Source organism: Geodermatophilus aquaeductus, assembly GCF_900182545.1.
GTDB lineage: Bacteria > Actinomycetota > Actinomycetes > Mycobacteriales > Geodermatophilaceae > Geodermatophilus > Geodermatophilus aquaeductus.
Genome location: NZ_FXTJ01000016.1, coordinates 12,697 through 38,289, shown reverse-complemented (window position 1 = coordinate 38,289; position 25,593 = coordinate 12,697). Strand labels below are relative to the sequence as shown.

At 75.8% G+C, this 25,593-nt stretch carries 26 protein-coding genes; 14 read left to right on the top strand and 12 right to left on the bottom strand.

The window, feature by feature from the left end; translation table 11 throughout:
• Positions 1-139: 139 nt before the first annotated feature.
• Both dxs and FN207_RS24150 read left to right on the top strand, forming a co-directional pair.
• Positions 140-2,059, top strand: coding sequence for a 1-deoxy-D-xylulose-5-phosphate synthase (gene dxs / locus FN207_RS24155; protein WP_142460995.1), 1,920 nt, complete (start codon positions 140-142; stop codon positions 2,057-2,059).
• Complete coding sequence (locus FN207_RS24150; RefSeq protein ID WP_142460994.1) at positions 2,056-2,343, top strand: thiamine-binding protein; 288 nt, start codon at positions 2,056-2,058, stop codon at positions 2,341-2,343. Before dxs ends, FN207_RS24150 begins: the two co-directional genes overlap by 4 nt.
• Before the next feature lie 99 nt (positions 2,344-2,442).
• Here the strand turns inward: FN207_RS24150 and FN207_RS24145 are convergent, their stop codons facing one another.
• The gene (locus tag FN207_RS24145) at positions 2,443-4,530 is read right to left on the bottom strand and encodes a 3-hydroxyacyl-CoA dehydrogenase NAD-binding domain-containing protein (protein ID WP_221888382.1); all 2,088 of its coding nucleotides are present in this window, start codon (positions 4,528-4,530) and stop codon (positions 2,443-2,445) included.
• Positions 4,527-5,750: a thiolase family protein gene (locus FN207_RS24140; RefSeq protein WP_142460993.1), complete on the bottom strand. Its 1,224-nt coding sequence runs from the start codon at positions 5,748-5,750 to the stop codon at positions 4,527-4,529. Before FN207_RS24140 ends, FN207_RS24145 begins: the two co-directional genes overlap by 4 nt.
• A gap of 243 nt (positions 5,751-5,993) precedes the next feature.
• On the opposite strand from FN207_RS24140, the gene FN207_RS24135 reads away from it, so the two are divergent.
• The 3 genes from FN207_RS24135 (at position 5,994) to FN207_RS24125 (ending at position 9,280) form a co-directional block, all read left to right on the top strand.
• Entirely contained in the window at positions 5,994-7,100 is a 1,107-nt protein-coding gene (locus FN207_RS24135; protein WP_142460992.1) for a sugar ABC transporter substrate-binding protein, read from the top strand.
• A gap of 83 nt (positions 7,101-7,183) precedes the next feature.
• Positions 7,184-7,990, top strand: a complete 807-nt coding sequence (locus FN207_RS24130) for an ATP-binding cassette domain-containing protein (RefSeq protein WP_142460991.1) — start codon at positions 7,184-7,186, stop codon at positions 7,988-7,990.
• 3 nt (positions 7,991-7,993) lie between these two features.
• Positions 7,994-9,280, top strand: coding sequence for a sugar ABC transporter permease (locus FN207_RS24125; protein WP_142460990.1), 1,287 nt, complete (start codon positions 7,994-7,996; stop codon positions 9,278-9,280).
• 131 nt (positions 9,281-9,411) lie between these two features.
• On the opposite strand, the gene FN207_RS24120 is transcribed toward FN207_RS24125, so the two are convergent.
• Entirely contained in the window at positions 9,412-10,650 is a 1,239-nt protein-coding gene (locus tag FN207_RS24120) for an HRDC domain-containing protein (protein ID WP_246066339.1), read from the bottom strand.
• 115 nt (positions 10,651-10,765) lie between these two features.
• On the bottom strand, positions 10,766-11,410 hold the full coding sequence (locus tag FN207_RS24115) for a DUF3000 domain-containing protein (RefSeq protein WP_246066333.1): 645 nt from the start codon (positions 11,408-11,410) through the stop codon (positions 10,766-10,768).
• Between the two features lie 76 nt (positions 11,411-11,486).
• On the opposite strand from FN207_RS24115, the gene hemE reads away from it, so the two are divergent.
• From hemE to hemQ, 4 genes are read left to right on the top strand one after another with little or no spacing between them, the layout of a single operon-like run.
• Positions 11,487-12,542: a uroporphyrinogen decarboxylase gene (gene hemE / locus FN207_RS24110; protein WP_185938551.1), complete on the top strand. Its 1,056-nt coding sequence runs from the start codon at positions 11,487-11,489 to the stop codon at positions 12,540-12,542.
• Positions 12,539-13,906 (top strand): protoporphyrinogen oxidase, encoded by a 1,368-nt coding sequence (gene hemG, locus FN207_RS24105; protein WP_142460988.1) that lies wholly within the window; start codon positions 12,539-12,541, stop codon positions 13,904-13,906. Before hemE ends, hemG begins: the two co-directional genes overlap by 4 nt.
• 57 nt (positions 13,907-13,963) lie before the next feature.
• The gene (locus tag FN207_RS24100; RefSeq protein WP_142460987.1) at positions 13,964-14,920 is read left to right on the top strand and encodes a hypothetical protein; all 957 of its coding nucleotides are present in this window, start codon (positions 13,964-13,966) and stop codon (positions 14,918-14,920) included.
• Positions 14,921-14,969: 49 nt separating this feature from the next.
• Positions 14,970-15,689, top strand: coding sequence for a hydrogen peroxide-dependent heme synthase (gene hemQ / locus FN207_RS24095; protein WP_142460986.1), 720 nt, complete (start codon positions 14,970-14,972; stop codon positions 15,687-15,689).
• Between the two features lie 15 nt (positions 15,690-15,704).
• Here hemQ and msrB (FN207_RS24090) read toward each other — a convergent pair whose 3' ends face one another.
• From msrB (FN207_RS24090) to FN207_RS24075, 5 genes are all read right to left on the bottom strand, one after another.
• On the bottom strand, positions 15,705-16,121 hold the full coding sequence (gene msrB / locus FN207_RS24090) for a peptide-methionine (R)-S-oxide reductase MsrB (protein WP_142461033.1): 417 nt from the start codon (positions 16,119-16,121) through the stop codon (positions 15,705-15,707).
• A 65-nt stretch (positions 16,122-16,186) separates the two neighbouring features.
• Positions 16,187-16,579 (bottom strand): peptide-methionine (R)-S-oxide reductase MsrB, encoded by a 393-nt coding sequence (gene msrB, locus FN207_RS24085; RefSeq protein WP_246066331.1) that lies wholly within the window; start codon positions 16,577-16,579, stop codon positions 16,187-16,189.
• A 67-nt stretch (positions 16,580-16,646) separates the two neighbouring features.
• Positions 16,647-16,871, bottom strand: a complete 225-nt coding sequence (locus tag FN207_RS27190) for a helix-turn-helix domain-containing protein (RefSeq protein ID WP_246066329.1) — start codon at positions 16,869-16,871, stop codon at positions 16,647-16,649.
• Positions 16,832-17,302 (bottom strand): response regulator, encoded by a 471-nt coding sequence (locus FN207_RS27185; protein WP_246066328.1) that lies wholly within the window; start codon positions 17,300-17,302, stop codon positions 16,832-16,834. The genes FN207_RS27190 and FN207_RS27185 overlap by 40 nt, the downstream gene beginning before the upstream one ends.
• The gene (locus FN207_RS24075; RefSeq protein ID WP_142460984.1) at positions 17,299-18,741 is read right to left on the bottom strand and encodes a histidine kinase; all 1,443 of its coding nucleotides are present in this window, start codon (positions 18,739-18,741) and stop codon (positions 17,299-17,301) included. Before FN207_RS24075 ends, FN207_RS27185 begins: the two co-directional genes overlap by 4 nt.
• Here FN207_RS24075 and FN207_RS24070 point away from each other — a divergent pair.
• Together FN207_RS24070 and FN207_RS24065 are read left to right on the top strand one after the other, a co-directional pair.
• Positions 18,707-19,066, top strand: coding sequence for a hypothetical protein (locus FN207_RS24070; RefSeq protein ID WP_142460983.1), 360 nt, complete (start codon positions 18,707-18,709; stop codon positions 19,064-19,066). The two genes, FN207_RS24075 and FN207_RS24070, sit on opposite strands and share 35 nt — an antisense overlap.
• 83 nt (positions 19,067-19,149) lie before the next feature.
• A complete protein-coding gene (locus FN207_RS24065) occupies positions 19,150-19,614 on the top strand; it encodes a hypothetical protein (protein WP_142460982.1) in 465 nt (154 codons plus the stop codon).
• 65 nt (positions 19,615-19,679) lie between these two features.
• Here FN207_RS24065 and FN207_RS24060 read toward each other — a convergent pair whose 3' ends face one another.
• Entirely contained in the window at positions 19,680-19,883 is a 204-nt protein-coding gene (locus FN207_RS24060) for a cold-shock protein (protein WP_073420333.1), read from the bottom strand.
• Between the two features lie 288 nt (positions 19,884-20,171).
• Here FN207_RS24060 and FN207_RS24055 point away from each other — a divergent pair, with 288 nt between their 5' ends.
• The 3 genes from FN207_RS24055 (at position 20,172) to FN207_RS24045 (ending at position 22,528) form a co-directional block, all read left to right on the top strand.
• Positions 20,172-20,774: a hypothetical protein gene (locus FN207_RS24055; protein ID WP_221888380.1), complete on the top strand. Its 603-nt coding sequence runs from the start codon at positions 20,172-20,174 to the stop codon at positions 20,772-20,774.
• Positions 20,775-20,795: 21 nt separating this feature from the next.
• Positions 20,796-22,187, top strand: coding sequence for a LamG-like jellyroll fold domain-containing protein (locus FN207_RS24050; RefSeq protein WP_142460981.1), 1,392 nt, complete (start codon positions 20,796-20,798; stop codon positions 22,185-22,187).
• Positions 22,188-22,297: 110 nt separating this feature from the next.
• Positions 22,298-22,528, top strand: a complete 231-nt coding sequence (locus FN207_RS24045) for a hypothetical protein (RefSeq protein ID WP_142460980.1) — start codon at positions 22,298-22,300, stop codon at positions 22,526-22,528.
• A 93-nt stretch (positions 22,529-22,621) separates the two neighbouring features.
• On the opposite strand, the gene FN207_RS27425 is transcribed toward FN207_RS24045, so the two are convergent.
• Together FN207_RS27425 and FN207_RS24030 are read right to left on the bottom strand one after the other, a co-directional pair.
• A complete protein-coding gene (locus FN207_RS27425; protein WP_281282170.1) occupies positions 22,622-24,475 on the bottom strand; it encodes a GmrSD restriction endonuclease domain-containing protein in 1,854 nt (617 codons plus the stop codon).
• Between the two features lie 137 nt (positions 24,476-24,612).
• Positions 24,613-25,434, bottom strand: coding sequence for an AfsR/SARP family transcriptional regulator (locus FN207_RS24030; protein ID WP_185938550.1), 822 nt, complete (start codon positions 25,432-25,434; stop codon positions 24,613-24,615).
• Between the last annotated feature and the right edge of the window lie 159 nt (positions 25,435-25,593).

The following is a 25,593-nucleotide window of genomic DNA, read 5'->3' as shown; positions in this document are numbered from 1 at the left end:
CGTGACGTCCAGCCGTGACGGAACGTCCCCTCGCGGGTGCACCTCGTTCGACCGGAGGTCCCCGCCGTTCCGCGACTACAGTTGACCGGCGGCCCCGAGGGCCGTGCCCCGCCGCCGACAGAGAGGACACCGCCGCGTCGTGTCGCTCCTGCGCTCGCTCCGCGACCCCGCCGACCTGAGGGCGCTGCCCCCTGAGCAGCTGCCCGTCCTGGCCGCGGAGATCCGCGACGCGCTGGTCACCAGCGTGGCCCGCACCGGCGGCCACCTCGGCCCCAACCTCGGCACGGTCGAGCTCACCATCGCGCTGCACCGGGTGTTCGAGTCCCCGCGCGAGCCGATCGTGTTCGACACCGGCCACCAGGCCTACGTGCACAAGATGCTCACCGGCCGCGTCGAGGGCTTCGAGCGGCTCCGCCAGCGCGGCGGGCTGTCGGGCTATCCGAGCCGCACCGAGAGCGAGCACGACTGGGTCGAGAACAGCCACGCCTCGACGTCGCTGTCCTACGCCGACGGGCTGGCCAAGGCCTTCGCCGTCCGCGGCGAGCACCGGCCCGTGGTGGCCGTGATCGGCGACGGCGCGCTCACCGGCGGCATGGCCTGGGAGGCGCTGAACAACATCGCCGCCGCGCAGGACCGCCCCGTCGTCATCGTCGTCAACGACAACGGCCGCTCCTACTCGCCGACCATCGGCGGCGTCGCCGACGCGCTGGCCGGCCTGCGGCTGCGGCCGGGCTACGAGCAGGCGCTGCTGGCCATCCGCCAGGCCCTGCACCGCGCGCCGGTCGTGGGCTCGGCGCTCTACGACGCGCTGCACGGCCTGAAGAAGGGCGTCAAGGACGTCCTCGCGCCGCAGGGCATGTTCGAGGACCTCGGCCTCAAGTACGTCGGCCCCGTCGACGGGCACGACGTCGAGGTCATGGAGTCGGCGCTGCGGCGCGCGCGCTCCTTCGGCCGCCCGGTGATCGTGCACGCCGTCACCACCAAGGGCTTCGGCTACGCGCCGGCCGAGACCGACCAGATCGACGCCTGGCACGCCACCGGCGTCTTCGACCCCGACAGCGGCGTCGGTCCCGCCGTCGCCCGCGACTGGACGACGGCCTTCTCCGACGAGCTCGTGCGCATCGGCACCGAGCGCAGCGACGTCGTCGCGGTCACCGCGGCGATGCTGCACCCCACCGGGCTGGCCGCCTTCGCCGAGCGCTTCCCCGAGCGGACCTACGACGTCGGCATCGCCGAGCAGCACGCGCTCACCAGCGCGGCCGGCATGGCGATGGCCGGGCTGCACCCGGTGGTCGCCGTCTACTCGACCTTCCTCAACCGGGCCTTCGACCAGCTGCTCATGGACGTCGCGCTGCACCGCCAGCCGGTCACCGTCGTCCTCGACCGGGCCGGCGTCACCGGCACCGACGGCGCCTCGCACAACGGCATGTGGGACATGTCGATCTGCTCGGTGGTGCCGGGGCTGCAGCTGGCCGCGCCGCGCGACGAGCCGACGCTGCGCGAGGTGCTGCGCGAGGCGGTCGCGGTGACCGACGGGCCGACCGTCGTCCGCTTCCCCAAGGGCCCGCCGCCGGTCGACATCCCGGCGCTGGAGCGCCGCGGCCGGGTCGACGTGCTGCGCCGCGGGGACCGCGAGGAGGTGCTGCTGGTCGCCGTCGGCTCGATGGTGCCGATGTGCCTCGCCGCCGCCGAGCGGGCCGCCGACCACGGCATCGACGTCACCGTCGTCGACCCGCGGTGGGTGCTGCCGGTCGCCGACGAGCTGGTGGAGATGGCCGCCGCGCACCGGCTGGTCGTCACCGTCGAGGACGGCGGGCGGGCCGGCGGCGTCGGGATGCACCTCGCGCAGGCGCTGCAGGACGGCCAGCACGACGTCCCGGTGCGGTCCCTGGGCCTGCCGCAGGCCTTCCTCGAGCACGGCAGCCGCGGCCAGGTGCTCGCCGACTGCGGTCTCACCGAGCAGGACGTCGCCCGGCGGATCGCCGAGTGGACCGCGGTGCTCACCGAGCGTACGGAGCGTCCGGTCCACGCCGAACGGGTCGACGGCGCCCAGCGGTGAACTGGGTCATCGCCGAGATCCAGGTGGCGCCCTCGCCGGCCGGGACGCCCGACGACCCGCACGCCTTCGTCGAGGCCGCCGTCCGGGTCATCCAGGCCTCGGGGCTGCACTCGGAGGTGGGCGCGCTCGGGACGACGCTCGAGGGCGACGCCGACGCCGTGTGGGCCACCCTGCGGGCCGCGCACGAGGCGATGCTGGCCGCGGGTGCCACGAGCGGTCTGTCGCACGTCAAGGTCGCCTCGGTCGACCGCACGATGGACAGCCTCACGCACAAGTTCCGGTAGGACGACGAACGGCCCGGGCCCCACGCGGGGACCCGGGCCGTTCGCCGTCCGTGCACTTCCGCGGATGTGCGCCGTGCACATCCGCGGAAGTGCACGGGATCACGCGGGCAGCGAGGCCACGCCGCGCGGCAGGAACCGCGAGCCAGTGACCGCCTCGGAGACCCCGGCGCGGTCGAGGTACGCGGAGATGCCGCCCAGCCAGAACGGCCAGCCGGCGCCCAGCACCATGCACAGGTCGATGTCCTGCACGGCCTGCACGACGCCCTCGTCGAGCATCAGCCCGATCTCCTGGGCCAGCGCCCGGACCGCGCGGTCGCGGACCTCGTCCTCGGTCAGCGGGGAGTCGCCGGCGTCGATGCCCTCGAGCTCGGGGTCGACGACGCCCGGCTCGGAGTAGACGCTGGTCTTGCCCAGCTCGACCATCTTCCTCAGGCCCTCGCCGACGGCGAACCGGTCGGGGAAGGCCTCGTGCATCCGCTCGGCCACGTGCAGGGCGACCGGCGGGCCGACCAGCGTGAGCAGCTCGAACGGCGACATCGGCAGGCCCAGCGGGTCCAGCGCCCGGTCGGCGACGGCCACGGGCGTGCCCTGCTCGACGGCCGAGGTGACCTCGCCGAGGAAGCGGGTGAGCAGCCGGTTGACGACGAACGCCGGGGCGTCGGCCACGAGCACGCAGGACTTCTTCAGCGCCTTGCCGACGGCGAAGGCGGTGGCCAGCGCGGCGTCGTCGGTCTGCTCGGCGCGCACGACCTCCAGCAGCGGCAGGACCGCCACCGGGTTGAAGAAGTGCAGGCCGACGACCCGCTCGGGGTGCTCGAGCTTGGAGGCCATCTCGGTGACCGACAGCGCCGAGGTGTTGGTGGCCAGCACGCACTCGGGGGAGACGACGGCCTCCACCTCGGCGAACACCTGCTGCTTGACCGACATCTCCTCGAAGACGGCCTCGATGACGAGGTCGGCGTCGGCGAAGACGGCCTTGTCCAGCGCGCCGGTGACCAGCCCCTTGAGCCGGTTCAGCCTGTCGGCCGACAGCCGCCCGCGGGCGGCCAGCTTGTCCAGCTCCCCGTGCACGTAGCCGACGCCCTTGTCCACGCGGGCCTGGTCGACGTCGGTCAGGACGACCGGCACCTCCAGCCGCCGCACGAACAGCAGCGCCAGCTGCGAGGCCATGAGCCCGGCGCCGACGACGCCGACCTTGGTGACCTTGCGGGCGAGGCCCTTGTCCGGGGCGCCGGCCGGGCGCTTGGCGCGCTTGTTGACCAGGTCGAACGCGTACAGGCCGGCCCGCAGCTCGTCGCTCATGAGCAGGTCGGTGAGCGCCTGGTCCTCCGCGGCGGTGCCGGCGGTGAACGCCTCGCCGTCGACGCCGTTCCGGGCGAGGTCGAGCAGCTCGACGGCGCGCAGCGCGCCGGGGGAGGCGTTGCGCGTGCGGGCCGCGACGATGCCGCGCGCCCGCTCGATCGCGGCGTCCCAGCCCGAGCGGTCGACCTCGGGGCGCGCGACGGTGAGGTCGCCGGTGAGGACCGCGGCGGCCCACTCCAGCGACCGCTCGAGGAAGTCGGCCGGCTCGAACAGCGCGTCGGCGATCCCCAGCTTCGCGGCCCTGGGGCCGGAGGTGACCTTGTTCTGCGCCAGGGCGTTCTCGACGACCACGGTGACCGCCGGGTCGATCCCGATGAGGTTCGGCAGCAGCTGCGTGCCGCCCCAGCCGGGCACCAGGCCGAGGAACACCTCGGGGAAGGCGACGGCGGCGGTGCTCGCGATCGTGCGGTACGAGCAGTGCAGCGCCAGCTCCAGGCCGCCGCCGAGGGCCGCGCCGTTGACGAACGCAAACGTCGGCACGGAGGCGTCCTTGAGCCGCCGGAACACCCGGTGGCCGGTCTCGGCGATCTCCCGCGCGGTCGCGGCGTCGGTCACCGAGGGAACACCGGAGAGGTCGGCGCCCACGGCGAAGATGAACGGCTTGCCGGTCACCGCGATGGCCGCGGGGGCGGGGGTGTGCGCGGCGATCTCGTCGAGCGCGGCGTCCAGCGACGCCAGCCCGCCGGGGCCGAAGGTGGACGGGCGCGTGTGGTCGTGCCCGTTGTCCAGCGTGACCAGGGCGATCTCGCCGGCCAGTCCGGGCACCCGGAGGTACCGCACCCTGGCGGCGGTCACGACCTCGTTCTCGAAGACGGCGGTGGTCACGTGGCCGAGCCCTCCCAGTTGGTGTTCTCCCAGATGACCGTGGCGCCCATGCCGAGGCCCACGCACATGGCGGTCAGGCCGTAGCGGACGTCGGGCCGCTCGGCGAACTGCCGCGACAGCTGGGTCATGAGGCGGACGCCGGAGGAGGCCAGCGGGTGGCCGACGGCGATGGCGCCGCCCCAGGGGTTGACCCGCTCGTCGTCGTCGGCGATGCCGAAGTGGTCGAGGAAGGCCAGCACCTGGACGGCGAAGGCCTCGTTGAGCTCGAACAGGCCGATGTCGGAGATGGACAGGCCGGTGCGGGCGAGCGCCCGCTCGGTGGAGGGCACCGGGCCCACGCCCATGACCTCGGGCTCCACGCCGGCGAAGCCGTAGCCGACCAGCCGCATGCCGGCGGTCAGGCCGAGCTCCTCGGCGGTCTCCTCGGCGGCGAGGATGCAGCCGGTGGCGCCGTCGTTGAGGCCCGCGGCGTTGCCGGCCGTCACGTTCCCGTGCGGGCGGAACGGCGTCTTGAGCGTGGCCAGGCCCTCCAGCGTGGTGCCCGGCCGCGGCGGCTCGTCGGCGGTGGCCAGGCCCCAGCCCTGCTCGGCGCTGCGGGTGGAGACGGTCACCAGCTCCGGGCCGATCTGCCCGTTGGCGACGGCCTTGGCGTACTTCTGCTGGCTGGCCAGCGCGAACGCATCGGCGCGCTCCTTGGTCAGGTGCGGGAAGCGGTCGTGCAGGTTCTCGGCGGTGGAGCCCATGACCAGCGCCGAGCCGTCGACGATCTTCTCGCTGAAGAACCGCGGGTTGGGGTCGGCGCCCTCGCCCATGGGGTGGCGGCCCATGTGCTCGACACCGCCGGCGATGGCGACGTCGTAGGCGCCGAAGGCGATGCCGGAGGCGGTGGTGGTGACGGCGGTCATCGCGCCGGCGCACATGCGGTCGATGGCGTAGCCGGGGACCGACTTCGGCAGGCCGGCCAGCAGCGCCGCCGTGCGGCCGATGGTCAGCCCCTGGTCGCCGATCTGGGTGGTCGCGGCGATCGCGACCTCGTCGACCCGCTCGGCCGGCAGCGCCGGGTTGCGGCGCAGCAGTTCGCGGATCACCCGCACGACCAGGTCGTCGGCGCGCGTCTCGGCGTACAGGCCCTTCGGGCCGGCCTTGCCGAAGGGGGTGCGCACGCCGTCGACGAAGACGACCTCGCGCAGCGCACGCGGCCGCCGCTCTTCAGATGACACTCGGACCTCCGCAGGAGTGGGAGCGGTCCCTGGGCACGGGGACGGCAGGGGAGAAGTTACCCGTCGGTAACACCTGGACCAAGCGCGACCCGACCCCGCGGGGGCAGGCGCGGGACCCGCCGCTCACCCCGGAAGGGTCACGGTCCGGCAACGCCACCGACCCGGGCTTGCAACGCGTGTGATGGGGAGCGCATATTGGCCGCCGCACTTCTGCAGATTCCCGACGGAATGGTGGACCCATCCATGGCGCGACGGCGCACCACGATGACGGCCCTGGCGGCCGCCCTGGTCTTCAGCCTTGCTGCCTGTGGCAGCGACAGTGGCAGCGACACCGAGAGCGGTGGCGGCGGCGGTGGCGGCGGCGAGTCCGCCGGCAAGGTCGGCGTGATCCTCCCCGACACCGAGTCCTCGGTGCGGTGGGAGAACTTCGACCGCCCCTACCTCGAGGCGGCCTTCGAGGAGGCCGGTGTCGAGTACGACATCCAGAACGCCGAGGGCGACGCCCAGCGGCAGGCGACCATCGCCGAGCAGATGATCACCGAGGGCGCCACCGTCCTCGCGATCGTCAACCTCGACTCGGCCTCGGGTGCGCAGATCCAGGAGCAGGCGGCCCAGGAGGGCGTCTCGACGATCGACTACGACCGGCTCACGCTGGGCGGCTCCGCCGAGTACTACGTCTCCTTCGACAACACCGAGGTCGGCCGGCTCCAGGGTGCGGGCCTGCAGCAGTGCCTGGAGGCCAACGGCGTCACGCAGGGCAACATCGCGTTCCTCAACGGCTCGCCGGACGACAACAACGCGACGCTGTTCTCCTCGGGCGCCCACGAGGTGCTCGACCCGCTGACGCAGTACCCGCAGGTCGCCGAGCAGGCCGTCCCCGAGTGGGACAACCAGGAGGCCGCGACGATCTTCGAGCAGATGTACACCCAGAACAACGGCAACATCCAGGGTGTGCTGGCGGCCAACGACGGGCTGGCCAACTCGGTGATCCAGATCCTCGGGCGCAACAACGCCGCGGGCGCGAACAACGTGACCGGTCAGGACGCCAGCGTCGAGGGCCTGCAGAACATCCTCGCCGGCGACCAGTGCATGACCGTCTACAAGTCGGTCCGTGACGAGGCCAACGCGCTGGCCGAGCTGGCCGTCGCGCTGCTCAACGGCGAGGAGGGCGAGACCACCGGCACCGTCACCGACACCGAGGCCGGCCGCGAGGTCCCGTCGGTCCTGCTCACCCCGGTCTCGATCTTCCGGGACAACGTCAAGGACGTCGTCGACGACGAGTTCGTGACCGCCGAGGAGCTGTGCACCGGCGACTTCGCCGCCGCGTGCGAGGAGCTCGGGATCTCGTAGTTCACAGCTGCCGCCGGGGCGCCCATCATGGACGCCCCGGCGGCTGCTGTCCCAGCCCCACCAGCTCGACCGAGAGGCCCGGTGTGTCCACACCCACCGACCGTCCCCAGGACGGCACCCCCACCCTGGAACTCCGCGGCGTCAACAAGAGCTTCGGTGCCATCCAGGTCCTGCACGACGTGCACCTGAAGGTGTACCCCGGCCAGGTCACCGCGCTGGTCGGCGACAACGGCGCGGGCAAGAGCACGCTCATCAAGTCCATCGCCGGCATCCACCCGATCGACTCCGGCGAGGTCCTCTTCGAGGGCCGGCCGGTCACCGTCGGCGGCCCGCGAGAGGCCGCGGCGCTCGGCATCGAGGTCGTCTACCAGGACCTCGCCCTGGCCGACAACCTCGACGTCGTCCAGAACATGTTCCTCGGCCGCGAGCGCAAGACCGGCATCCTCCTCGACGAGACGTCCATGGAGCAGGCCGCCCGGGACACGCTCGCCAAGCTCTCCGTCCGGACCCTGAAGTCCGTGCGCCAGCTGGTCTCCAGCCTCTCCGGTGGTCAGCGCCAGACGGTCGCCATCGCCAAGGCCGTCCTGTGGGAGTCGAAGGTCGTCATCCTCGACGAGCCGACCGCCGCCCTCGGCGTCGCCCAGACCCGGCAGGTCCTCGACCTCGTGCGCCGGCTCGCCGACACCGGCCACGCCGTCCTGTTCATCACCCACAACATGGTCGACGTCTTCGAGGTGGCCGACCGGATCGCGGCCCTCTACCTGGGCCGGATGGCGGCCGACATCCCCATCTCCCAGGTCGACCGCCCCCAGGTCATCGAGCTCATCACCGCGGGCCGGTCGGGCGACCTCGGCATCGCGCCCGCTGCTGCCGCGGCTGTGGAGGTCTGAGGCATGTCCAGCACCATCTCCCCGCCCACCAGCGCGCAGGAGCCCGGCGGTGCGCCGTCGGGCTTCGAGGCCGACCGCTCCGCCGAGTCCCTCGGCGGGGCCGCTCGGGCCTACGTCGACCGCGTCCGGGGCGGTGACCTGGGCGCGCTGCCGGCCATCCTCGGCATCGTCGCCCTCGGCCTGCTGTTCTTCGCGCTCCGGCCCGAGACGTTCCTGACCCCGCGCAACATGGCCAACCTGGCCGACCAGGCGGCGCCGATCATCATCCTGGCGATGGGGCTGGTGTTCGTCCTGCTGCTGGGCGAGATCGACCTGTCCGCGGGTGTGGTCAGCGGCGTCTGTGCCGCGGTGATGGCCAAGCTGCTCGCCGACGCCGGCTCGCCGTGGTACGTCGCGGTGGCGGCGGCCATCCTCACCGGCGTGGCCATCGGCCTGTTCACCGGCAGCCTCGTCGGTCTGGTCGGCATCCCGTCGTTCGTCGTCACACTCGCGCTCTTCCTGGGCTGGCAGGGCTTCACCCTGCGGCTCATCGGCGAGGGCGGCACGGTGCCGGTGCGCGACCCGGTCATCTCGGCGATCAGCGACGAGAACCTGCCGGTCGTCCTCGGCTGGGTCCTCGCCGTGCTGACCATCGCCGTGTACGCCGCGCTGCAGCTCAACCGGTACCGCGTCCAGAAGGCCAAGGGCCTCGCGCACGCCCCGTTCGCCGTGGTCCTCGTGCGGATCGGCGTGATCGCCGCCGTCGTCGTCCTGGTCACGGCGGTGCTGAGCGTCGACCGGGCCCCGGCCCCCGGTGTGGTGCTCGCGGGCATCCCGTACGCCATCCCGCTGGTCGTCATCCTGCTGCTGGTCCTGACGTTCCTCCTCGGCCGCACGGGCTTCGGCCGGCACGTCTACGCGGTCGGCGGCAACGCCGAGGCGTCCCGGCGGGCCGGCATCAACGTCACGAAGATCCGGGTGTCGGTGTTCGTCATCGGCTCGACCCTGGCGGCGATCAGCGGCATCGTCGCGGCCGCGCGGCTCGGCTCGGTCGCGCCGGGGTCCGGCGGCGGCAACACGCTGCTCTACGCCGTCGGTGCCGCGGTCATCGGTGGCACGAGCCTCTTCGGTGGCCGGGGCCGGGTGCGTGACGCCGTCCTCGGTGGCCTGGTCGTGGCGATCATCGCCAACGGGCTGGGCCTGCTGGGCACCGAGGCGTACCTCAACTACATCATCACCGGCGCAGTGCTGCTGCTGGCCGCCAGCGTCGACGCGCTGGCCCGGCGGCGGGCGGCCGCGACCGGCCATTAGAAGGACCCCTCTGCACCCCACCGCTCGCACGCTCGCGGCGGGACCCTGCAGAGGGGCCACCCGGTCACTCACCAACGAGGGGGCGGTCCCGGCTCAGGCCGGGGCCGCCCCCTCGTGCGTCGGGGAGGTGCTCAGGCGCGGGTGAGCGCCTCGGCGAGCAGGTCGCGGGTCAGCTCGACCTGCCACTCGCGCGCGCCACCGGCCCGCAGGACACCGGCGACGGTCTCGGCGTCGCGCGGCTCGGGCGGGGTCCACATCAGCCGGCGGACCAGGTCGGGAGAGAGCAGGTTCTCCACCGGGACGTCGTGCTGCTCCGACAGCGCGGCCAGCCCCTTGCGGGCGGCCTGCAGGCGGGCGGCCGCGGCGGGGTCGCGGTCGGACCAGCGGTTGACCGGCGGCGGCCCGTCGCCCGGGCGGCTGTGCGGCGGCAGCTCCGACTCCGGCAGCGCCCGGCCGCGGGCCAGTGCGCCGAACCAGGTGCCCACCAGCCGCCGGTTGGCACGGCCGCGGAACACCGGCAGCTCCAGCAGCGCGGCCTCGGTCTGCGGATCGGCCTGGACGGCGGCCACCATCGCCGCGTCGGGCAGCACCCGGCCGGGGGCGATGTCGCGCCGGCGGGCGAGGTCGTCGCGCGCCTCCCACAGCGAGCGCAGCATCCCGAGCTGGCGCCGGTTGCGCAGCCCGTGCACGCCGGAGGTGCGCCGCCACGGGTCCTGCCGGGGCGGCGGCGTGCCGGCGGCGAGGACCGCGGCGAACTCCTGGCGCGCCCACTCGGTCTTGCCCTGCTCGTCGAGGAGGGCAGAGAGCGCGTCCCGCAGGTCGACGAGCACCTCGACGTCGAGGGCGGCGTAGACCAGCCACTCCTCGGGCAGCGGCCGGGTGCTCCAGTCGGCGGCCGAGTGGCCCTTGACCAGCGAGTACCCGAGCAGCGACTCGACGACGGCGGCCAGGCCCACCCGCGGCAGCCCGGCCAGGCGCGCGGCCAGCTCGGTGTCGAAGATCCGCGCGGGCACCATGCCGATCTCGGCGAGGCAGGGCAGGTCCTGGCTGGCCGCGTGCAGCACCCACTCGGCGTCGGCGATCGCGGACTGCACGACGGACAGGTCGCCCAGCGGGATGGGGTCGACCAGCCCCGTGCCCGCGCCGGCGCGGCGCAGCTGCACGAGGTAGGCACGCTGGCCGTAGCGGTAGCCGGAGGCGCGCTCGGCGTCGACGGCGACCGGACCGGTCCCCGCGCGCAGGGCGTCGGCGTAGCCGGCGAGGGCCTCGGGGGTGTCGACGACCGGCGGCAGGCCGTCGCGCGGGGCCAGCAGGGGAACCGCTGCGGGGGCGTCCGGCTCGCGGTCGTCGTCCTGGGCGTCGGCGGGCAGGGGCTCGGTGCTCAGTTGCCGTCCACCTTCTCGCCCGTCCCGTCCGCGCGTGCGCCGCCCGGCTGTCCTCCCGATCGTAGAGACCGCGGCGCGTGCGCCCGGCGAGGGGGAGGAGTCAGGACGGCTCGGGTGCGGTGCCGGCCGGGCCGAGGAGGGCGACCCCGGGCGGCGGCAGACCGGCGGCGTTGGCGAGGACCTCGAGCCAGGCGTCGAGGTGGCGGCCGAGCGCGGTGTCCTCGGCGGTCCACGACGCGCGGAGCTCGACGTCGACGGAGTGCTCGGGACCGGCGAGGTCGCCGAAGCGGGTGGAGGCGGTGCGGGTGACGGTGCCGCCGAGCGCGTGCCAGGCGGCGCCGCACTCGCCGAGGGCGTCGGTCAGCCAGCTCCACGCGACCTCGGAGAACATCGCGTCGTCGACCATGTGCTCGTCGGTGCTGGCCGACAGGTACCCCACGCAGCGGGTGGTGCCGTCCCAGGCCTCGTGGCCGGCGGGGTCGTGCAGGACGATGAACCGGGCGACGGCGAGCTCGACCTCGTCGTCGCCCTCGCCCTCGGTCACGTGCGCGGCGAGCGCGTGCGCGAACGGCGCCAGGCGTTGCGGTGCGGGGATCTCCTCGAGGACGATCTCGGGGCGGGCCCGGACCGCGGCGAGGGACGCCAGGGCCGCGACGAAGTCGGCCGGCCGGTCGTCACCGGGGCCGCCGGAGCCCGCGCGCGCACCGGCCCCGTCCCGGGGTCCGGCCAGGCTGCGTGGCTCCACGCTCGCAGGGTAGGTGCCCCGGGCCCGGTCTGTCTCGGACGCGCCGCTGCTCAGGGGTCTGGGAGGATCGGCCGTCGTGAGCACCGCACCTGCCGTTCCGCCGTCCCCCGCCGACTCGGACCTCGTGCGGGCAGCGCGGGGCCTGCCGGTGACGCGGACGCCGGTGTGGTTCATGCGGCAGGCCGGGCGGTCGCTGCCCGAGTACCGGGCGCTGCGCGCCGGGACCGCGATGCTCGAGGCATGCCAGGACCCCGACCTGGTCACCGAGATCACCCTGCAGCCGGTCCGCCGCCACGGCGTGGACGCCGCGATCCTCTTCTCCGACATCGTCCTGCCGCTGGTCGTGGCCGGGGTCGACATCGAGATCAAGCCGGGGGTCGGCCCGGTGGTCGCCGACCCCGTGCGCACGGTCGCCGACGTCGACGCGCTGCCCGACCTCGAGCCCGACCGGCTGGACTTCCTCGCGACGGCGGTGCGCCGGCTGGTCGCCGAGCTCGGGCCGACGCCGCTCATCGGCTTCGCCGGGGCGCCGTTCACCCTCGCCACCTACCTGATCGAGGGCGGCCCGTCGAAGGAGCACGCCCGAACCAAGGCCTTCATGTACGCCGAGCCGGAGGCCTGGACCCGCCTGCTGACCCGCCTGGCGGTCTCGGCGGCCACCTTCCTGCGCGTGCAGATCGACAACGGCGCCTCGGCGGTGCAGCTGTTCGACTCCTGGGCCGGCGTGCTGTCGGCCGTCGACTACGGCACCCGGGTGCTGCCGCACTCGCGCGCGGTCTTCGACGGGCTCGGCGACCGCGACGTGCCGCGCGTGCACTTCGGCGTCGGCACCGGCGAGCTGCTCGCGCTGATCGGCGACGCCGGGGCCGACGTCGTGGGCGTCGACTGGCGGGTGCCGCTGGACGAGGCCGCCCGGCGGGTGGGGCCGCAGCGGTCGCTGCAGGGCAATCTCGACCCCGCCGTCCTGCTGGCCGACCGGGACACCGTCGACCGCGAGGTCCGCCGCGTCGTCGAGCAGGGCCGCGCCGCCCGGGGGCACGTGTTCAACCTGGGGCACGGCGTGCTGCCCGAGACCGACCCGGGTGTGCTCACGCACGTCGTGGAGCTGGTGCACGAGCTGTCGGCGCGATGAGCCGCCTGGTCGTCGTCGGCGCGGGGATCGCCGGGCTGACCGCCGCCTTCGCGTGGTCCCGGGAGCGGCCGGGCGACGAGGTCGTCGTCGTGGAGGCCGGCGGGCGGATCGGCGGCAAGATCGACCGGGTCGACCTCGCCGGCACCTGGTACGACACCGGCCCCGAGGCGGTCCTGGCCCGCGTGCCCGAGGCGGTGGAGCTGGTCGAGGAGCTCGGCCTGGGCGACCGGCTGGTGGCGCCGCGGACGACGCAGGCGGCGATCGTGCTGCCCGACGGCCGCCACCCGCTGCCGCCGGGGACGGTCCAGGGCGTGCCGACGTCGGCCGACGGGCTGGCCGGCGTGCTCACCTCCGACGGCGTCGCGCGGGTGCGGGCCGAGGCCGACCTGCCGCCGCTGCGCCTCGACGGCGACGTCTCGGTGGGCGCACTGCTGCGGGCGCGGCTCGGCGACGAGGTGGTCGACCGGCTGGTGGAGCCGCTGCTCGGCGGCGTCTACGCCGGCCGCCCCGACGACCTCTCGCTGGCCGCGACCATGCCGGCGCTGGCCGCCCAGCTCGCCCGCGCCGACTCGGTGCTCGCCGCCGCGCTCGCCGCCCGGGACGCCGGGGCGCGCAGCCGCGGCGACGTCGACGGACCGGTGTTCGTGACCGTCGACGGCGGCCTGGGTTCGCTGCCGGAGGCGCTGGTCGCGGCGTCCGGCGCGCAGGTGCGGCTGCGCACGCCGGCGCACGCGATCCGCCGGGCGGGCGGGCGGCTCGAGGTCGCGGTGGGGCCCACGGCCGCGCCCGAGGTGCTGGCGGCCGATGCCGTCGTCGTCACCGCGCCGGCCGGGAAGTCCGCGCGGCTGCTGGCGGGGGTGGCGCCGGACGCCGTCGAGCCGCTGCGCGGCATCCCGTACGCCTCGATGGCCGTCGTCGCGATGGCCTTCCCCGCCCAGCCGGTCGACGCCGGATCGGGGCTGCTGGTCCCGCCGGTGACCGGGCGGCTGGTCAAGGGCGTGACGGTGTCGTCGTCGAAGTGGCCGCACCTGTCCGGCGACGGCCTCCTGCGGGTGCGCGCGTCGGTGGGGCGCTACGGCGACGAGTCACAGCTGCAGCGCGACGACGACGACCTGACCGCCGCGGTGGTCGCCGACGTCGCCGACCTCCTCGGCCTCGAGCGCCCGGAACCGCGGGAGGCCCACCTGGTGCGCTGGGGCGGCGGCCTGCCGCAGTACCTGGTCGGCCACCCGCAGCGGGTGGTCGCGATCCGCGACGCCGTCGCCGCGGTGCCGGGGCTGGCTGTGGCCGGGGCGGCCTACGACGGCGTCGGCGTGCCGGCCTGCATCCGCGGCGCCCGGCGTGCGGTCGAGGCGCTGACCTGACCGCGCTGACCTGACCTGCGGTTGCCGCACCCGCCGGTGTCCCCGCAGGGTGAGGCCGTGATCGGGACCCTCGCCCGCGGACTGGTGGCCGGCGCCGCCGGCACGACCGCGCTGAACGCCGTGACCCACCTCGACGTGCTGTGGCGCGGCCGCGCGCCGAGCGAGACCCCCGGGCGGGTGGTCGACGCGCTGGCGGCGGCAGCCGGGACGCGGGTGCCGGGTCGCGGCGCGGTGCGGGAGCACCGGCGGACGGCGCTCGGGGCGCTCAGCGGGATCGGCACCGGGCTGGGGATCGGCGTGCTCGCCAGCGCGGCGCGGGCGGCCGGGGTCCGGTTCCCCGCGCCGGTGGGCGCCGTCGTCACAGGTGCCGCGGCGATGGCCGGCACCGACCTGCCGGTGGCCGGGCTGGGCGTCAGCGACCCGCGCACGTGGAGTGCCGCGGACTGGGCGGCCGACGCCGTCCCGCACCTCGCCTACGGCGCCGCGGTGCAGGGCGTGCTGTCGGCGGTGCCGGTGGCGCGGGAGCAGCGGGACCTGCGCACTCCCGCCGCGCCGGGGCTCGTGCTGCGCTCGGCCGTGCTGGGCCTGGCCACCGGCGGCCGCAGCTCCCTGGCCGTCGCCGGGCCGGTGCTCGCCGACCCCCGGTCCCGCGGCGCCTCCCGGCTGGGCGCGCTGGCCGCCGTCGCGGGGGAGCTGGTGGCCGACAAGCAGCCGGGGGTCCCGGCGCGCACGAGTGCCGAGTCGCTGCCCGTCCGGCTGCTCGGTGGGGCGGGCGCCGCCGGCCGGCTCGCGGCCCGGCAGGGGGCCAACGGCGCCGCGCCGGTCACCGCGGGGCTGCTCGGCGCGCTCGGCGGGTCCTTCGGCGGCCTGGCGTGGCGGCGCTGGGCCGGGGCGCGGGTGCCCGACTGGCAGGCCGCGCTCGCCGAGGACGCCGTCGCGATCGCCCTGGCCGCCGCTGCCTGCCTGCCCGGCCGCCGGACCCGGCGGGTGCCGCTGTCGGTCGTCCGCTCCTGAGACCGGGATCCCACCGCACCCCGCCGGGAGAGCGCGGGACAATGGGCGCATGAGCGAGCAGAACACCGAACAGCGCAGCGTCGGCAAGCGGGCGAACGAGCTCAACTCCCTCATCCGCTACACGATGTGGTCGGTGTTCCGGCTCGCCCGGCCGCTGGCCGACGACCAGCGCACCGCGGCCGCCGACGAGGTCACGGGCCTGTTCGAGGAGCTCGCCGGCAAGGGCGTCGTCGTCCGCGGGACCTACGACGTCGCGGCGCTGCGGGCCGACGCCGACGTGATGGTCTGGTGGCACGCCGAGACCCCCGAGGCGCTGCAGGAGGCCTACACCCGGCTGCGCCGCACCCAGCTCGGCCGCTCGCTGGACCCGGTCTGGTCGCAGATGGCGCTGCACCGCCCGGCGGAGTTCAACCGCAGCCACGTCCCGGCGTTCCTCGCCGAGGAGGAGCCGCGGCGCTACGTCTGCGTCTACCCGTTCGTGCGGTCCTACGAGTGGTACCTGCTGCCCGACGAGGAGCGGCGGGACATGCTCAAGGAGCACGGCATGCAGGCCCGGCCCTACCCCGACGTGCGGGCCAACACGGTGGCCTCGTTCGGCCTCGGCGACTACGAGTGGATGCTCGCCTTCGAGGCCGACGAGCTGCACCGCATCGTCGACCTCATGCGCGACCTGCGGGCCAGCCGCGCCCGCCGGCACGTGCGCGAGGAGGTGCCGTTCTACACCGGCGTCCGCAAGCCGGTCGCCGAGCTGGTGCGCGACCTCGCCTGAGACAGGGCCTGAGGTTCAGCTCGGCACGAAGCGGACGGCGGCGGAGTTGATGCTGTAGCGGTCGCCCGTGGGCGTCTGCGGCGCGTCGCCGTAGACGTGCCCGAGGTGCCCGTGGCAGGCCGAGCAGCGCACCGCGATGCGCGGGAACCGGCCGGACGCGTCCGGGCGCAGCTGCACGTGGGCGGCGCTGCTCGGCGCGTAGAACGACGCCCAGCCCGTCGCCGACTCGAACTTGGTGCGGGCGCGGAACACCTCCTGGCCGCAGCCGCGGCAGAGGTAGGCGCCCGCCGCCTTGGTGTCGACGTAGCGGCCCGACCACGGCCGCTCGGTGCCGCCGCGCCGCAGCACGGCGAATTCGCGTGCGGACAGCTGGGCGCGCCACTCGTCGTCGGTCCGGACGACCGCCGGCTCGTCGTCCTCGTCGGGCTGCACGGCGGTCACCGTAGAACGGCCTCCCCGGGGAACCGGGGAGGCCGTCCGGGGCGAGCCGGGCCGGGTCAGCCCTCGGCGGGCTGCAGCCGGATGCTCACCGAGTTGATGCAGTAGCGGTCGCCGGTCGGGGTCTGCGGGGCGTCCTCGAAGACGTGGCCGAGGTGGCTGTGGCAGGTGCCGCAGAGGACCTCGACGCGCAGCATGCCGAGGCTGCGGTCCTCGCGGAGCACCACGTTGTCCTCCGCGGACGGCTCGTAGAAGGACGGCCAGCCGCAGTGCGAGTCGAACTTGGTCTCCGAGCGGAACAGCTCGGCGCCGCAGGCCCGGCAGGTGTAGACGCCGACGGTCTTCGTGTCGACGTACTCACCGGTCCACGGCCGCTCGGTGCCGGCCTGGCGCAGCACCGCGTACTCCTGCGGGGACAGCTGGGCGCGCCACTCCGCGTCGCTCTTGGTCACCTTCGGCTGGGAAGCGGACGTCGTCATGCCAGGGGGAACGAGCCGGGCGGCGGCCGGATTCCCCGTCTCAGCGGCCCAGACCGGCCTCCCGCGCCCGCACGATCGCCTGCGCGCGGTCGGTGACCTGCAGCTTGGTCAGCACGTTGGACACCACGTTGCGCACCGTCTTCGGCGACAGGTACAGCACCGCGGCGATCTGCGCGTTGGACCGCCCGGCCGCCACCAGGTCGAGCACCTCCCGCTCGCGGGCGGTCAGCTGCGGGAACGCCGTCTCCGGGCCGGCGGGGCCCACGGTGAAGAACTCCGCGATCCGCCGGGCCAGCGCGGCACCGAACACCCCCCGCCCGAGGCCACCGTGGTGATCGCCCGGACCACCTCCTCCTGGTCGGCGCCCTTGAGCAGGTAGCCGCGGGCGCCGGCGCGGACGGCGGCGAACACGGTGCCGTCGTCCTCGCTCATGGTCAGCACGACCACCCCCACCGACGGCGCCTCGGCGGCGATCCGCCGGGTCGCCTCGATGCCGTCGAGCACCGGCATCTGCACGTCCATGACGACGACGTCGGGCAGGTGCTCGCGGACCACCTCGACCGCCGCGGCGCCGTCGGCCGCGGTGCCGACCACCTCCAGGCCCGGCACCGAGCCGAGCAGCAGCGCCAGCCCGTCCCGGTACACCGGGTGGTCGTCGGCGACGACGATCCGCAGCGGCTCCTCGTCCTCGGTCACGCCGGTCCTCCTCCCTCGACGGGCAGCACCGCCCGCACCTGCGTCCCACCGCCGGCGGGACAGCTGACCGTGCACCGTCCGCCGAGCTCGGCGGCCCGCTCGCGCAGCGACACCAGCCCCACGCCGGCGGCCCGGTCGGGCGCGATGCCCACACCGTCGTCGGTCACCGTCGCCTCCAGCGCGCCGCCGGCGTCGCGGGCCAGCCGCACCCGCACCCGCGTGGCGGCCGCGTGCCGCGCCGCGTTGGCCAGCGCCTCCGACGCGATCCGGTAGGCCGCCACCTCCACGGCCGCGGGCAGGTCGGCGAGCCCCTCGGCCTCGACGGTCACCGGCACCGCCGGCGCGAGCGGCCGCTCGGCCTGCTGGCGGACCGCACCGGCCAGCCCGAGGTCGTCGAGCGCGGGCGGGCGCAGGTCGTGCACCAGCCGGCGGACGTCGGCCAGCGCGGCGGCGACGTCGTCGCGGGCCTGGCGCAGCAGCGCGTCGGCGTCGTCGGGGCGGCTCGCGGCCAGGTTGCGGGCGGTGTCGATGCGCAGCACCACCGCGCCGAGCGAGGGGCCGAGGCCGTCGTGCAGGTCGCGGCGCAGCCGGCGGCGCTCCTCCTCGCGGGCGGTGACGAGCTGCTCGCGGCTGGCCTGCAGCTGGGCGGCGAGCGACCCGGCGCGGGCGGCCGCGGCGGCCTGCCGGACGACGTCGGCGAGCAGCCGCTCGTCGCGGGTGACCAGGTGCGCGCGGACGCCGGAGCGGGGGAGCAGCAGCCGGCCGACTCCCTCGCCGCGGTAGGCGATCGGCAGGGACTGCACGGTGCCGGGGCGGGTGCCGTGCCCGGCGACCAGCCGGCCGCCGTCGGCGGAGTCGACCTCGACGCCGACGTAGGGGACGCGGAACGCCTCGGCGATGCCGGCCGCGACCGCCATGAGCTGCTCCTCGGCGCCGTCGGAGCGCTCGAGCCGCTCGGCGAGTCCCGACACGACGCGGTAGGGGTCCTCGCGCTCGCCGAGCACCCACCGGCGGACCAGCCGCCACAGCGCCGCGCGCAACGGGACGTAGACGACCGCGACGAGCAGGACGCTGACCAGGGTGGCGTCGCGCTCGCCGACGGCGGTCCCGAGCAGGGCACCGAGAGCGGCGAGGACGGCGAGGTCGAGCAGCACCACGCCGACGGCGAGGCCGCCGTACACCAGCGTGCCGCCGAGCAGCCGGTCGATGTCCACCGCCCGCGGCCGCAACAGGCCGAGGGTCACGGCCAGCCCGGTCAGCCCGACCGCCACGCTCAGGTCCAGGCTCAGGGTGGTGCTGGGGAAGAGCACCGCGCCCAGCACGACCAGGGCGTCCACGACGCCGGCCCACAGCAGCCAGCGCATCCGTCGCCGGTCCTCGCCGGCGGCGGCGCGCAGTCGGTGGGTGACGACGGCCAGCGGCAGCAGCACGCCGACCACGCCCTCGCCTACAAGGCCAGCTCGCTGCTCTTCCGCCCCCGGCCTGTCCGAGAACGCCTTCTTCCTGGCGCTGGACCTGTTCTGGCCGCTGTCGATGCTCGGCATGGCGGCGATCGGCGTGCGGATCGCCGTCGCCGGGCGGTGGCGGGGGCCGGCGCGTGCCTGGCCGGCGGTCGCGGAGACGTGGGCGCTGGTCGTGTTCCCGGTCTCGGCCCTGGCCGACGCGCAGACCGCCTCGTTCGCCGGGGCGGGACACCTGCTGGCCGGTTACACGGTCCTCGGGATCGTCCTGGCCGCCCGCCCGCACCTGACCGGCGCCCGCTGACCCCGCGCCGGCCGGCAGCGCCCCGCCACCCCGTGACCCCGGGTGGCGGGGCGCCGCCGCGTGCGGCGGGGAGACTGGACGGCGTGACACCGCCCGACGCACCCCTGGCCGACACCTGGTTCTCCCGCGACCTGCCCGTGCTGCGGGCGGTCGCCCGGCTGGTGGACGAGCCCAAGCACGGCGGCGCGCCGTATCTCCTCGGCTCCGTCGTCCCGGGCAGTGGCCTGCCCAAGGAGCAGGTGATCGCCGCGGCGAAGGCCCTCGCGGCGGCGGGCTACATCGAGCCGCTGACCAACCACGCCGGCGACATCGTGCGGATCACCGGCATCTCCGCCGAGGCGCGGCGGCTGGCGGGGCTGTGGCCGACCCCGCAGGGGGAGTGGGAGCGGCTGCTGGAGCAGGCGCAGACCCGGGCCGAGCGGGCGCCGACCGACGTCGAGCGCGAGCGCTGGCGGGCCTTCGCCGACGCCGCGCGGGCGGTGGGCCCGGACGCGGGGGCGCTGCTCATGCAGGCACTGGTCGGCGGGTACGTGCCCCGGGCGCACTGACCGCCCCGCGAACGACAGCGCCCCCGCCCGGAGGACCGGGCGGGGGCGCTGTGCTGATCAGGAGATCAGAGCGGGGTGACGTTGGCCGCCTGCGGGCCCTTCTGGCCCTGCTCGACGTCGAACGAGATCCGCTGGCCTTCGTCGAGCGAGCGGTACCCGCTGGTCTGGATGGCCGAGTAGTGGACGAACACGTCAGGTCCGCCACCGTCGGGGGTGGCGAAGCCGAACCCCTTCTCCGCGTTGAACCACTTGACAGTTCCTTCGGGCATTGCTCGCTCCTAGCTGCGATGGTGCATCGGGGTCCTGCCAGAGCGCAGGGCCTTCCCGACGCGAGGAACCCTAGCCGTCCGGAGCGGTCTTGCCGACCCCCGGGCCCCCGCGTGGCGGGTTCCGACCTGCGTTCCTCACGCTGAGCGACCCCGCCCACCACCCTTCCGCCGTCCGGGCGCCGGTGCTCACCCGGCCGGGCAGGCGCCCGGTGACGGCCGCAGCCCTCGGCGCGGGACCCCGTTGGGCACGGCACCGGCACGAGGCCGGCACCTGTCCCGGGAGAGTCCATGACCCGCACCGTCCGCCGCCCCGGCCGCCGCGCCACCCTCGCCGCCGCCGTCCTCGCCCCCGTGCTGGGGCTCGCCGCCTCCGTCGGCCTGGTCTGGCAGTCCTCGTCGTCGGCGTTCTCGGCGACGACGGACAACGGCCCGGACTCCTGGGCCGCGGGCACGGTGACCCTCACCGACAACGACGCCGGCACCGCGCTGTTCACCGTGACCCGCATGGCGCCCGGCGCCACGGGGACCCGCTGCATCGCGGTGACCTCGACCGGCACCGTGCCCTCGAGCGTGAAGCTGTACGGCACCGGCCTGACCACGACGAATGCCCTGTCGTCGTACCTGACGCTGACCGTCACGCAGGGGACGGGCGCCGCCGCCGACTGCAGCGACTTCACCACGCTGCCCACGGGCGCGGCGGTCTACAGCGGCACCCTCGCCGGGTTCACCGCCGCGACCTACGCCGCCGGCTACGGCACCTGGAACCCGACCGGCGCGGCGTCGGAGACCCGCGCCTACCGGTTCACCTACGCCTTCAGCGCCTCCGCGCCCAACAGCACCCAGGGCGGCAGCGCGCAGGTCGGCTTCACGTGGGAGGCGCAGAGCGTCTGACCCGCGCCGAGAGCCGCTCCCGTGTCCGCCCGCGGCACCTGGACCGCGCTGCTGGTGTCGACCCTGGCCCGCGGCCTGCTGGCCACCCTCGGCGGCCTGGTGCTGTGGTCGGTCGTGCCGGTCGCGGCCGGCTGGGAGGCCACGGTCGTCGGGTCGGGGTCGATGGCGCCGGCTCTGGCCGTCGGCGACGTCGTCCTCGCCCGGCCGGCCGGCGACGACCTCGTGCCGGGTCAGGTGCTGCTCGTCGACGACCCCGACCACCCGGGCGCGCTGCGGCTGCACCGGCTGGTGCAGGTCGGCGACGACGGGCGCCTGGTGCTGCGCGGCGACGCGAACCCGGAGGTCGACCGGACGCCGGTCGACCGGGGCGCCGTGCACGGGGTCGGCGCGCTGCGGGTGCCCGTCGTCGGGCACGCCGCCGTCTGGGTGGCCGGGCACCGGGCCGCGCCCCTGGCCGGCGCCGGGGCCGGGCTCGCCGTCGTGGTCGCGGCGGCGCTGCTGTACCGCGGGCCCGCCGCGGAGCCCGGGCCCCGGGCGCGGTGGCGCCGGCCGCTGATCGCCGTCGCGGCGGCCGGGACGGCGGCGCTGGTGGTCGCGCTGGTCGCCGTCCCCGGCCGGGCGGCCTTCGCGGGCACGACGGGCGGGGACTCCGGCGGGCTGACCTCGGCCACCTACTTCACCTGCGGCAACGCCGCGCGCGACGTCGGGGCCGGCGGGGTCACCGGCACCGCTGTGGCCGGCCGGTACTACGCGCTGCAGGAGACCGGGGGCACCGCCGCGGCCGACACCTCCGGCACGGCGACCAACGGCACCTACCGCAACGGGGTCACCCTCGGCGTCGCCGGGCCGTGCCCGCGCGACGGCGGCCGTGCGGTCTCCCTCGACGGCGTCGACGACCACGTGACGACGTCGACCGGCGGCACGGCGCCGACGGTGTTCAGCTACGAGGTCTGGTTCCGCACGACGACGACCCGCGGCGGCGTGCTGGTCGCCGTCGCCACGTCCGAGACCGGCGCCTCCGCCGACGTCGACCGGGTCCTCTACATGGCCAACGACGGGCGGCTGCTCTTCGGCCTGCAGCCCACCGCCGGCACCTTCCGCACGATCGCCTCGACGTCCGCCTACAACGACGGCACGTGGCATGTCGCCGTCGTCACCATGACGAACGCGGCGGCGGCGCCCGGCTCGCGGCTCTACGTCGACGGCGTTCTGGTGGCCTCCGACGCGACGATGACCGCGGGGCGCGCGTACAGCGGCTTCTGGCGGATCGGCTGGGACGCGATGAGCAACGACGCCTGGCCGGTGCGCCCGGCGAGCAACTGGTTCGCCGGGTCGCTGGCGTCGGTGTCGACCTACAGCGCCCTGGTGCTGACGCCGGCGCAGGTGGCCGACCACGCGCGGGCGGGGCGCTGAGCACGGTCTTGCGGGAATCGTGCGGTTGCCCGCAGCCGGCGCTGCGGAGCGCCGGTCAGTGTCGTCGTCGCCGGGACGGATCCCGGCCCGCCGACCCCGAGGAGCCCGTCATGGAGACCACCGCGCGCCCGCTCGTGCTCGTCGAGCTGGACGACCTCGACACCGCCGACCTCGACGCCGCACTGCGCGCCGAGCTCGACGAGCCGGCCGCCGGGCTCCCGCTCGACGCCGCCGCTGCCGACGAGCTGGCCGCCCTGCTGGCCGACGTCCTGCGCTCCACCGGTACCGCCGCGGCCCTGGCCCACCGCCTCGGCGCGCACGCCGCCCTGCTCGCCGACTGAGCCCGGCTCCGGCCCGCCGGTCCTGGCCCCCGCACCACGGGGGCGCGGGGTCCAGGACTCGGCGGTGGGGACACGGCGGTGGGGACCCGGCGGTCAGGACTCGCAGCCGACCCCGTCGCCGTCGCGGTCGAACTTGTCCTGCCAGCCCGGGTCGCCCCGGTAGATGGGGGCGGCCCCGGCTGCCTTGACCTCGGTGCAGTTCGCGTACGTCGCGACCGGGGCGGGCGCGGGGGCGGGCACCGGTGCCGGGGCGGGCGCCGGCGCGGGTGCGGGAGCCGGTGCGGGTGCCGGGACGGGCACGGGGGCCGGTGCCGGGCGCTGCGCCGTCGTCGGCGCGGGAGCCGGCGTGCTCGGCCGGGGGGTCGTCGGCGCGGCGGTGGTCGGCGCGGCCGTCTGCGGGACCGCGGCCACCACGCCACCGGGCAGCGGCTCACCGGGGCAGGTGCTCAGCACCGTGGCGATCGCGGTGCGCTCGGCCTGCGTCATCCACAGCCCGTAGCTGACCTTCACCGCGACCTGCCGGGCCACGTAGGCGCAGCGGTAGCCCCGGGCCGGCGGCAGCCACGTCGCGGCGTCGCCGTCGCCCTTCTGCATGTTGAGCGGGCCGTCGACGGCGAGCAGGTTGAGCGGATCGTTGGCGAACTGCGTCCGGCGGGCGGTGTCCCACTGCTGGGCGCCCTTCTGCCAGGCGTCCGACAGCGCGACGACGTGGTCGATCTGGACGTCGTCGCTGGTGGTCTGGCCGCGCTGGAAGCCGATCGTGCGGCCGGAGTAGGGGTCGGCGAGCGTGCCGGTCTGGACGACGCAGTCGCGCGTGCCCGGCTTGAACGTCTCACCGGTGAGGTCGCGGGCGAGCACGTCGTTGCGGGTGTCGCAGCCGTTGCGGTCGGTGTCGACCCAGCCGGCGCCGAACAGGTCGCGGTCGTAGCCGGTGCGTGGCGCCCGGCCCTGCACCGGGACGGCGGCCAGCGCCGCCAGCGCGGTGGTGGGCGCGGCGGTCCCCACGGCGGCGTCGGCGGCGGTGTCGGAGAGCAGCCCGGTGGCGGGGTCGACCGGGACGACGGCGGACTCGCTGGTCTCCGCCCGCTGCAGGGCGGCCTCGGCGGCGGCGACCTCCGCCTCCGCGGCGGCGCTCCGCTCGGCGGCCGAGGACGTGCCCGGAGCGGCCGACGACGTGCTCGCCGGCGCGGAGGCGGCGGTGGGCTCGGTCCGGGGCGCGGTGACGCCGCCGACGACGACGGCCACGAGGCCCGCGGCGAGGACGGCACCGCCCACCCGGCGCGAGGCGATGAACGCCCAGCGCGCCCGGCCGGCGACGACCGCGCCGAGGCCGACGAGCAGGGCGGCGAGCCCGGCCATCGCCAGCCCGCCGCCGACCCCGCTGGTGACCACACCGGCGACCACGAACAGCAGGACGACCGCCGCGACGACCCCGAGCACGAGACGCTGACGTCCCTGGCCCACCGGCACCGGGGTGGGCGGCAGGGGCGCGGGTGGCAGGGGAGCGGGAGCCGGCCACGGAGCGGGCCAGCCGGTGGTGTCCGGCGCGGGGACGGGCGCAGGCGCGGGGACGGGCGCGGTCCGCACGGCGCCGTGGCGCGCGTCGTCGGTGAAGGCGACGAGCACCTCGACCGGATCGGTCCCGGCGAACGGGAACTGCACGTCGACGGTCGTCTCGACCGCGCCGGGCAGCGCGGCGGCGAAGGCGCGGTCGCCCTTCGCGTTCGACGTCAGCGTGGCGCCGTCGACGTAGAGGGTGACCTTGCGGCCCGACGGCGTCGTCGACACCAGGCGCAGGTAGGTGGCGCTGCTGCCCTCGCGGGGCGGGACGACGTCGAAGCCGAGGGCGGCGGCCTTCGAAACCACCGCGCGCATCGGCGTCTCCGGCGAGCGCTGCTTGTGGTGCCGCAGGACGGCCTGGACGGCAGGGTCGGACAACGACGACATGGGCGATCTCCCCCGTGGACACCGGTGCACCGCTGCACCGGTCCGCCATGGTGCGGCACGGGAACGTCGCCGTACAGGAACGCCAGTGGCGCGTGGGTCGGCCGTATCAGGAGTGGCGCCGGCCGGCCGGGATCCGCTCAGGCGGGTGTGGTGAGCGCGCGCGACGGGCCGGCCAGCGTCGGGTCCTCGGCCAGCATCCGGGCGTGCAGCGTCCGCAGCCCGCATCCGGGCTCGAGCCCGAGCTCGTCCCGCAGCACCGCGCGCACCTGGCGGTAGCTGCGCAGCGCCTCCTCGGTCCGGCCCAGGCGGTGCTGCGCGAGCATGCGCAGGCTCCACAGCCGCTCGCGCAGCGGCGTCTCCGCGACGGCTGCCGCCACCTCCAGGAGGGCGCGCTCCGGGTCGCCGGCGGCGAGCAGCGCCTCGACCAGCAGCTCGCGCACCTGGTCGCGCTGCTCCTCCAGCCGGGCCACGGCGGCGACGGCCCACGGCTCGTCGGCCACCGTGGGGTAGGGCCGCCCCCGCCACAGCGCCAGCGCCCGCTCGGCGGCCCGGCCGGCCTCGTCCGGGCGACCGGCGGCGAGCCCCGCCCGCGCCTCGCCGGCGAGCAGGGCGAAGCGCCCCGAGTCGATGCTCCCGGGAGCGGCGGCCAGCCGGTAGCCGCCCGGCTCGCGCACCAGCACCGCCGAGGGAGCGCCCGGGAGCCGGTCGGGCTCGAGCGCCTTGCGCAGCCGCCAGACGTGCGAGTCCAGCGTCGACGGCGAGCGGGCCGGGGACCGCTCGCCCCACACGGCCTCGGTGAGCGCGTCGACGCTGACCTGCCGTCCCGCGCCGAGCAGCAGCAGCGACAGGGCCGCGGTGAGGCGGCCGCCGCCGAGGGCGACCGGCGCCCCGCCGCGGTGGACCTCGAGCGGGCCGAGGTCCCGGAAGGACAGCGCGTGGGCTGGGACGTCGCCGTGCACGATGGGACCCCCTCGCGTGCCACCCCCGTGCCGCGACGACGGGGCACGGCTCCGGGCGGGAGCCGCCGCACCCGGTGCGCGACCACCGCCGGTGACGCCCCAGCGTCGGACCACTGCGTACCGCATCCGGCGCCGCCCCGGTAGGGGTCGGGAGCGCGG